Source organism: Pseudomonas sp. 05N434, from assembly GCF_056396965.1.
On record NZ_JBFTMK010000158.1, the window covers coordinates 1 to 9,062 of the forward strand.

Sequence of the window (9,062 nt, forward strand, 5' to 3'; positions counted from 1 at the left end):
CCCAACGGGAGCAAGCTCCCTCGCCACAATGATCTTGCGATCCATTCCTGCCACACATCACCAACGCCCGCCCGAAAGCCGCCTAGACTTGCAGTAACCCCTCCGACAAGGCTGTCACCATGATCTCGATGTCTTCGTTTCACGCCATGCTGATCCCGATTCTTTCCGGGATGATCATGTTGGCCATCGGTTTCAACTTTCGCGACAAGAACGCCGGTGTGTTCGCGATGTGGGTCGGCATGCTGATGATCCTCGCCACCGTGATCTACAAGATCCTCGCCAAACTCAACGAATAAATCCTCGCGCCCGGCTCGCATTGATTTTGACGGGCTCGTACACTCGGCCGATTCGCTCATCCGAGGTTGACCGCCTAGTGTTCGCTCGTCTTTTTGCCCTGCCCTGTTTGTTCCTTGTCTGCCTGATGACGCTGCTGCCGCTGACGCCTGCCCAGGCGGCCGGCTTGCCGGGGCTGCTCAGCGGCTCGGCAAAAACCCAGCCCGAAGCGCAAGCTCCACTGGGACAGTCGCTGGACGAAGTCATCAAGTCGCTGGAAAACGATCAGCAACGGACCAAACTCCTGGCGGACCTGAAAAAGCTGCGCGACGTCAGCAAAAAAGCCCAACCCACCACAGAAGAAGGCGTGCTGGGCCTGATCGGCGGCACCCTGGCCAGTTTCGAAAAGCAATTTTCCGGCGCCGACAGCCCCCTCACTCGCTGGTCCGAAGAAGTCAACCTGGCCAAGGATGAACTGGTGGCACTCATGCTGCCGGCCAATGAATGGCTGCCCATCATCTTTGCCTTCGCCATGATCCTGATGGTCTGGAGCCTGCTGGCCGCCGCCCTGATCTGGCTCGGCCACCGGGTGCGCATGCGCTTCGGCCTCACCGAAGAACTGCCGCAACACCCCAAGGCCCTGGACATGCTGCGCTTTGCCTTGCGCAAACTCGGGCCGTGGATGATCGCCCTGGTCATGACGGTTTACATGACCTACGCCCTGCCCTCGTCACTGGGCAAAAGCCTGGCCATGGTGCTGGCTTATGCGCTGGTGGTCGGTACCTGTTTCTCGGCGATCTGCGTCATCGCGTTTTCCCTGCTCGATGGCCCGCATCGTCATCGCGCCCTGTACATCCTGCGGCATCAGGCCTTCCGCCCGTTGTGGCTGATCGGCAGTTTCGCCGCCTTCGGTGAAGCCCTGAACGACCCGCGCCTGATCGCCAGCCTCGGTGAACATCTGGCCCATACGGCGGCGACGTTCGCCAATGTACTGGCGGCGATCTTCACAGGTTTTTTCATTCTGCGTTTCCGCCGGCCCATCGCGCACCTGATCCGCAACCAGCCGCTGTCTCGGCGCCTGACCCGCCGCGCCTTGAGCGACACGATCGAAATCCTCGGGACGTTCTGGTATCTGCCGGCGCTGGTGCTGGTGGGCATCTCACTGTTCGCCACCTTCGTCTCTGCCGGCGACACCAGCACCGCGCTGCGTCAGTCGCTGATCTGCACCGTGCTGCTGGTGTTGTGCATGGTCATCAACGGGCTGGTGCGCCGTCATGCACTCAAGCCACAACGCGGCCCCAAGCGCCATGCGCTGTATTCGGATCGCCTGAAAAGCTTCTTCTACACCCTCGCCCATCTGCTGGTATGGCTGGCGTTCATCGAACTCGGCCTGCGGGTCTGGGGCATGTCGCTGATTCGCTTCACCGAAGGCGAAGGCCATGAAGTCAGCGTCAAACTGTTCAGCCTCGGCGGCACGCTGATTTTTGCCTGGCTGATCTGGATTCTCAGCGACACCGCCGTGCACCACGCCCTAACCCGCTCGCGCAAAGGCCTAGCCAATGCCCGCGCGCAGACGATGATGCCGCTGATCCGCAACGTGCTGTTCGTGGCGATTTTCATCATTGCGCTGATCGTCGCCCTGGCGAACATGGGCATGAACGTCACGCCGCTGCTGGCCGGTGCCGGCGTCATCGGCCTGGCCATCGGTTTCGGCGCGCAATCGCTGGTGGCCGACTTGATCACCGGGCTGTTCATCATCATCGAAGACTCCCTGGCCATCGACGACTACGTGGACGTCGGCGGCCACCTGGGCACGGTCGAAGGCCTGACCATCCGCACCGTGCGCCTGCGGGACATCGACGGCATCGTCCACACCATTCCGTTCAGCGAAATCAAAAGCATCAAGAACTACTCCCGGGAGTTCGGCTACGCGATCTTCCGGGTGGCGGTGCCCTCGAACATGGACATCGACGAGGCGATCAAGCTGATGCGCGACGTCGGCCAGAAAATGCGCACCGACCCGCTGCAACGGCGCAACATCTGGTCGCCGCTGGAGATCCAGGGGGTCGAAAGTTTCGAGTCAGGCAATGCGATTCTTCGCGCCCGCTTCAAGACCGCGCCGATCAAGCAGTGGGAAGTGTCCCGGGCATTCAATTTATCGCTGAAGCGGCATCTGGATGAGGCCGGGCTGGATCTGGCGACACCGCGCATGAGCATTCAGGTGATCACCCCCGGTGGCGAACAATCTGCGTAGGTGGGATTCAAACCACATCCACCCCGACATGAATCGCATCATGGCGCCAAAACTCCAGGTCACAATCGATCAGCCGCTGGTGCTGATCGTAGTTGACCCGGGCAATCCGCAACCCCGGGCTGCCCACCGATACCCGTAAAGCCGCCGCRGCGTCCACCGACAGCGCGGTCGGTACGATCTCGAAGCGCACCCGCCCGTAGTGCAAGTCGTAATGCCGCGCATACAGTTCGGTCATCGACTGATTCAGATCGAAATCCAGGATCCCCGGAAAATACTGCGGGTTCAGGTAGTGCTCCACATACAGCACCAATCGCCCGTCAATCCGTCGCGAGCGGCAGATCTGGATCACGCTCGACAGCGCCGGCAACTGGAGCCAGGCACATACCGCCGCTGACGCCGGTTGCAAACGCGCGGAAATCACCTCGGTGGACGGCACCCGCCCCTGGGCGCTGACCATCGCGTGAAAGTGGCTGCGTTGCATCAGGTTATAAGCCAGCCGTGGTGGCGACACGAACCAGCCGCGCCGCTCCTCGCGATAAATCTGGCCCTGGGCCTCCAACTGCAACAACGCCTCACGCACGGTAATCCGCGTGGTACCGAACAACTCACTGAGCTTGCGCTCGGCCGGCAACTTGCTCCCGGGCGCCAACAGCCCGTGGTCGAGCTGTTCTTGCAGAACCTGCCCGATCGCTGTCACCGCTTTGGTTGTCTCGATGCGCATCAACGTTACCTATCTGGACTAGACCAGCACTGATTCAGGGCAGAACCGCGATTGAAACCGGGCTCCATCAATTGCCTGCAAGCCTAGGCACTGCAGATGACTGACAGATGACAAAGCCGCCGAACGGTTGCTTCAGACACCTGCAATTTCATGGCCAAGTCCCTTTCATATCAGCCCTTTAGCCATGGTCTACGCTTATCTCGCAYCCCGCGTATCCGAGCGCAGGAAATTCAGGCCGACCGGTCGTCGACATCAAAATGTCATCCAGGACGCCTAAATTGGCTCAGGTATTGCTGACCTAGACCAACACAACCGCAATCGCAGCGTTGAAAACGCCCAAAGGAGCTTCGGATGAAACAGTTTTTCCTGGCATCACTGTTAGGCTCGACCATTGCCCTGTGCACTGCCGCCATGGCGGCGGATACCGATCTGAAAACACTCGAAGCCGCTGCGAAAGCGGAAGGCGCCGTCAACAGCGTCGGCATGCCCGATGACTGGGCCAACTGGAAAGGCACTTGGGAAGACCTGGCCAAGAAATACGGCCTGAAACACATCGACACCGACATGAGCTCGGCCCAGGAAATCGCCAAGTTCGCTGCCGAAAAAGACAACGCCACAGCCGACATCGGCGACGTCGGTGCCGCCTTCGGCCCGATCGCGGTCAAGCAGGGCGTGGTGCAACCTTACAAGCCAAGTACTTGGGCACAGGTTCCGGACTGGGCCAAGGACAAGGACGGTAACTGGGCACTGGCCTACACCGGCTCCATCGCGTTCATCATCAATAAAAAGCTGCTGCACGGTTCCGAAGCACCGACCAAATGGGCCGACCTCAAGAGCGGCAAGTACAAAGTCTCCATCGGTGACGTAAGCACCGCAGCCCAGGCCGCCAACGGCGTACTGGCCGCCGCCCTCGCCAATGGCGGTGACGAGAAAAACATTCAGCCAGCCCTGTTGCTGTTCGCAGACATCGCCAAGCAAGGCCGCCTGTCCATGGCCAACCCGACGATCGCCACCATGGAAAAGGGTGAAATCGAAGTCGGCGTGGTCTGGGACTTCAACGGCCTGAGCTACAAGGCCAAGATGGCGAATCCGGATGACTACACCGTGCTGATTCCATCCGATGGCTCGGTGATTTCCGGCTACACCACCATCATCAACAAATACGCCAAGCACCCGAACGCCGCCAAACTGGCCCGCGAATACATCTTCAGCGACGCTGGCCAGATCAACCTGGCAAAAGGCAACGCCCGTCCAATTCGCGCCGAGCATTTGACTCTGCCGGAAGAGGTCAAGGCCAAACTGCTGCCTAACGAGCAGTACAAAAAGGTCACGCCGATCAAAGACGCCGACGCGTGGGAAAAGACCTCCAAGTCGCTGCCGCAGAAGTGGCAGGAAGAAGTCATCATCAATATGCCGTAAACCTGTAGATCCCCCATTTGGATATCTGATGGAGATCCAAATGGGGGAGCGGGCCTGTGGCGAGGGGGCTTGCCCCCGTTCGAGTGCGCAGCGCTCGTAGATACTGGGTCCGCTGCGCGGCCCAACGGGGCGATGCGGCGGTCCGACAAGCCCCCTCGCCACACAAGCCCGCTCCCACAAGGGATTTGTTGCGTACTTGAATCATCTGTTTTTGCGGAGTCCCCCCCATGAAGCACAACGTCATCCTTGTCGTGCTCGACGGCCTCAATTACGAAGTCGCGCGCCACGCCATGGGGCATCTGCAGGCTTACGTTGGCGCAGGACGCGCGGCGCTCTACAAACTGGAATGTGCACTGCCGGCTCTGTCCCGACCGCTTTACGAATGCATCCTGACCGGCGTTGCGCCGATCGACAGCGGCATCGTTCACAACAACGTCTCACGCCTGTCCAACCAGCGCAGCATCTACCATTACGCCACCGACGCCGGCCTGAAAACCGCCGCCGCGGCCTATCACTGGGTCAGCGAGTTGTATAACCGTTCGCCGTTCGTGGCTGCCCGGGACCGTCACACCGACGACCCGAAACTGCCGATCCAGCACGGTCACTTCTACTGGAACGACCACTACCCGGACTCGCACCTGTTCGCCGACGCGGAAAACCTGCGCCTGCGCCACGCGCCGAACTTTCTGTTGGTCCACCCCATGAACATCGACGACGCCGGGCACAAGCACGGCCTCGACACCCCGCAATACCGCAACAGCGCCCGCTCGGCGGACGTCATCCTCGCCGACTACCTGCAAGGCTGGCTCGACGCCGGATACCAAGTGCTGGTGACTGCCGACCACGGCATGAACAACGACCGCTCGCACAACGGCCTGCTGCCTGAAGAACGCGAAGTGCCGCTGTTCGTCCTCGGCGACGCCTTCAGCTTCAACCAAGGCGCTGCACCGAAACAAACCGAACTGTGCGGCACCGTCTGCGAACTGCTGGGCGTGCCCCACGACAAACCTGTGTGCCGGGAGCTGCTCAAGTGAATGCCATGACCCGCGGTAAATGGCTGGCCGCTCTGTGCCTGGTGCCCTTCGCGATTTTCTTCTTCGTGTTCGAGATCGCCCCGCTGCTCTGGGTGATGATCAACAGCCTGCAATCGGAAGAGTTCGGTTGGGGCCTGGCCAACTTCAGCAAAATATTCAATTCGAAGTTCTATTTGCAGGCGATCCAATACAGCCTTGAGATCAGTTTCTGGTCCAGCGTATTCGGCATCGTCATTGCCGTACTCGGCGCCTACTCCCTGCGCCGGGTCGACTCGAAACTGCGCAACTTCGTGAATGCCTTCGCTAACATGACCAGCAACTTCGCCGGTGTGCCCCTGGCCTTCGCGTTCATCATCTTGCTGGGGTTCAACGGCACCTTCACCATCATGCTGAAACAGACCGGAATCATTCAGGATTTCAACCTGTACTCGAAAACCGGGCTGATCATTCTCTACACCTACTTCCAGATTCCCCTGGGCGTGCTGTTGCTCTACCCGGCCTTCGATGCCCTGCGCGAAGACTGGCGTGAGTCCGCCGCCTTGCTCGGGGCCAACGGCTGGCAATTCTGGCGACACATCGGTCTGCCGGTGCTGACCCCGGCACTGCTGGGCACATTCGTGATTCTGCTGGCCAACGCCCTTGGCGCCTACGCCACGGTCTACGCGCTGACCACCGGCAACTTCAACGTGTTGCCGATCCGTATCGCGGCGATGGTGTCCGGCGACATTTCCCTCGACCCGAACCTCGCCAGCGCCTTGGCCGTGGTGCTGGTGGCGTTGATGACCCTGGTGACCATCGTGCATCAGCTGCTGTTGAAGAGGAGCTACCATGTCTCGCGCTGAACTGGGGCCCGTCGGTGTCTACCACCGGGTCATCGTGTATTTGCTGTTTGCCATTCTGTTATTGCCGCTGCTCGGAACCTTGATCTACTCGATCGCCAGCAGTTGGTCGGCGACGATTATGCCCAGCGGCTTTACCTTCAAGTGGTACATCCAGCTGTGGAGTGATCCGCGCTTTCTCGACGCATTCGGTCAGTCGTTGCTGGTTTGTATCGGCTCGCTGATTCTGTCGGTGGTGCTGATCCTGCCACTGCTGTTCGTGGTGCATTACCACTTCCCTAAGCTCGACGCGCTGATGAACATCCTGATCCTGCTGCCCTTCGCGGTGCCGCCGGTGGTGTCGTCGGTGGGGCTGTTGCAGCTCTACGGTTCGGGGCCGTTCGCGATGGTGGGTACGCCGTGGATTCTGATCGGTTGCTACTTCACCGTGGCGCTGCCGTTCATGTACCGGGCGATCACCAACAACCTGCAAGCGATCAACCTGCGCGACCTGATGGACGCCGCGCAACTGCTCGGCGCCAGCACTTGGCAAGCAGCCTTCCTGGTGGTGTTGCCGAACCTGCGCAAGGGGCTGATGGTCGCGTTGCTGCTGTCCTTCTCGTTCCTGTTCGGTGAGTTCGTGTTCGCCAACATCCTCGTCGGCACCCGCTACGAAACCCTGCAGGTCTACCTCAACAACATGCGCAACAGCAGCGGCCACTTCACCAGCGCGCTGGTGATTTCCTACTTCTTCTTTGTGCTGGTTCTGACCTGGGTGGCCAATATCTTGAACAAGGACAAAAGCGAATGAGCTATGTAAGCGTCCAACATCTTCAGAAAGATTACTCAGGCACCACCGTCTTCAGCGACATCAACTGCGAAATCAGGAAAGGCGAATTCGTCACCCTGCTCGGCCCGTCCGGTTGCGGCAAGTCCACGCTGCTGCGCTGCATCGCCGGCCTGACCTCGGTGGACGGTGGCCAGATTCTGCTGGAGGGTCACGACCTCGTCCCACTGAGCCCGCAGAAACGCGGAATCGGCATGGTGTTCCAGAGTTATGCGCTGTTCCCGAACATGACCGTGGAGCAGAACATCGCCTTCGGTTTGCGCATGCAGAAGGTCAACGCCGACGACAGCCAAAAACGCATCGCCGAAGTGCTGAGACTGGTAGAGCTCAATGACTTCGCCGCACGCTACCCGCATCAACTGTCCGGTGGCCAGTGCCAGCGTGTCGCCCTCGCTCGCTCGTTGGTGACCCGGCCTCGCCTGTTGTTGCTGGATGAGCCGCTGTCGGCGCTCGATGCGCGGATTCGCAAGCACTTGCGCGAACAGATCCGTCAGATCCAGCGCGAACTCGGCCTGACCACGATCTTCGTCACGCACGATCAGGAAGAAGCCCTGACCATGTCTGACCGAATCTTCCTGATGAATCAGGGAAAGATCGTACAGAGTGGCGATGCCGAAACCCTCTACACCGCGCCCGTCGACGTGTTCGCCGCAGGCTTCATCGGCAACTACAACCTGCTGGACGCCGACAGTGCCAGCAAATTGTTGCAGCGGCCGATCACCCACCGCATCGCGATTCGCCCGGAGGCCATCGAGCTGAGCCTGAACGGCGAACTCGACGCGCAGGTGCGCAGCCACAGCCTGTTGGGCAACGTGATTCGCTATCGGGTGGAAGCTCGGGGGGTGGAATTGGTGGTGGATGTGCTGAACCGCTCGGCGTCCGATCTGCATCCCGATGGTCAGCGCCTGGCACTTTCCATCGATCCGACAGCCCTGTGTGAGGTAGCCTGATGACCTTGCTGATGTTGAAGAGAGAACCGTACTGATGGCCCTGGCAATTTTTGATCTGGACGAAACCCTGATCCACGGCGACTGCGCCTCGCTATGGAGCGAACAGATGGCCCGCCTCGGCTGGGTCGATGGCGAATCCTTCCTGCGTCGTGACAAGGAATTGATGGATGCCTACGGCAGGGGCCACTTGGCGATGGAAGACTACATGGCCTTCAGCCTGGAGCCGTTGATCGGTCGCACGCCGCAAGAGCTCGAGCACTTGGTGGCACCTTGGGTGGAAGATTTTATCGAGCCAATCATCTTCAGCGACGCCACCAAAGCCATCGCCGCCCACCGCAAGGCCGGCGACCGGATTCTGGTGATCTCGGCCTCAGGCACGCATTTGGTCAAGCCGATTGCCGACCGTCTGGGCATCGACGAGATTCTCGGCATCGAGCTGGAAGTGGCGCACGGGGTGTACAKCGGCAACACGGTGGGCACCCTGACCTACCGCGAAGGCAAGATCACCCGCTTGCTGGAATGGCTGGACGCCGAAGAGGAAAACCTCGAAGGCGCGAGTTTCTATTCCGATTCACGCAACGATCTGCCGCTGCTGCTGAAGGTGGATTTCCCGCATGTGGTGAATCCGGATCCGGTGTTGCTCGAACACGCCGAAAAAGCCGGCTGGCCGATCCATATCTGGAACACGCTGCGGTCCCCTGTGGCGAGGGAGCTTGCTCCCGCTGGGCCGCGAAGCGGCCCTGAAA

At 60.2% G+C, this 9,062-nt stretch carries 8 protein-coding genes and 1 pseudogene; 8 read left to right on the forward strand and 1 reads right to left on the reverse strand.

Annotated elements, in window-relative coordinates; translation table 11 throughout:
- The first annotated feature begins 119 nt into the window (after positions 1–119).
- Positions 120–296: a hypothetical protein gene (locus AC1DLB_RS12585; protein ID WP_008005668.1), complete on the forward strand. Its 177-nt coding sequence runs from the start codon at positions 120–122 to the stop codon at positions 294–296.
- Positions 297–373: 77 nt separating this feature from the next.
- Positions 374–2,527, forward strand: coding sequence for a mechanosensitive ion channel family protein (locus AC1DLB_RS12590; RefSeq protein ID WP_064619274.1), 2,154 nt, complete (start codon positions 374–376; stop codon positions 2,525–2,527).
- 7 nt (positions 2,528–2,534) lie between these two features.
- Here AC1DLB_RS12590 and AC1DLB_RS12595 read toward each other — a convergent pair whose 3' ends face one another.
- Positions 2,535–3,248, reverse strand: a complete 714-nt coding sequence (locus tag AC1DLB_RS12595) for a UTRA domain-containing protein (RefSeq protein WP_007940851.1) — start codon at positions 3,246–3,248, stop codon at positions 2,535–2,537.
- Between the two features lie 351 nt (positions 3,249–3,599).
- On the opposite strand from AC1DLB_RS12595, the gene AC1DLB_RS12600 reads away from it, so the two are divergent.
- From AC1DLB_RS12600 to AC1DLB_RS12625, 6 genes and pseudogenes are all read left to right on the forward strand, one after another.
- Complete coding sequence (locus tag AC1DLB_RS12600; RefSeq protein WP_018925177.1) at positions 3,600–4,667, forward strand: ABC transporter substrate-binding protein; 1,068 nt, start codon at positions 3,600–3,602, stop codon at positions 4,665–4,667.
- Positions 4,668–4,894: 227 nt separating this feature from the next.
- Positions 4,895–5,701 carry an alkaline phosphatase family protein gene (locus AC1DLB_RS12605; RefSeq protein WP_018925176.1) on the forward strand — a complete coding sequence of 269 codons (807 nt, stop codon included), beginning with the start codon at positions 4,895–4,897 and terminating at the stop codon, positions 5,699–5,701.
- A gap of 5 nt (positions 5,702–5,706) precedes the next feature.
- Positions 5,707–6,543 (forward strand): ABC transporter permease, encoded by an 837-nt coding sequence (locus tag AC1DLB_RS12610; protein WP_477745531.1) that lies wholly within the window; start codon positions 5,707–5,709, stop codon positions 6,541–6,543.
- Entirely contained in the window at positions 6,530–7,330 is an 801-nt protein-coding gene (locus tag AC1DLB_RS12615; RefSeq protein WP_018925174.1) for an ABC transporter permease, read from the forward strand. Before AC1DLB_RS12610 ends, AC1DLB_RS12615 begins: the two co-directional genes overlap by 14 nt.
- Positions 7,327–8,316, forward strand: coding sequence for an ABC transporter ATP-binding protein (locus AC1DLB_RS12620; protein WP_477743816.1), 990 nt, complete (start codon positions 7,327–7,329; stop codon positions 8,314–8,316). Before AC1DLB_RS12615 ends, AC1DLB_RS12620 begins: the two co-directional genes overlap by 4 nt.
- Positions 8,317–8,350: 34 nt before the next feature.
- Positions 8,351–8,998 (forward strand): annotated as a pseudogene (locus tag AC1DLB_RS12625) (HAD family hydrolase); the annotation flags it as partial.
- Positions 8,999–9,062: the final 64 nt, after the last annotated feature.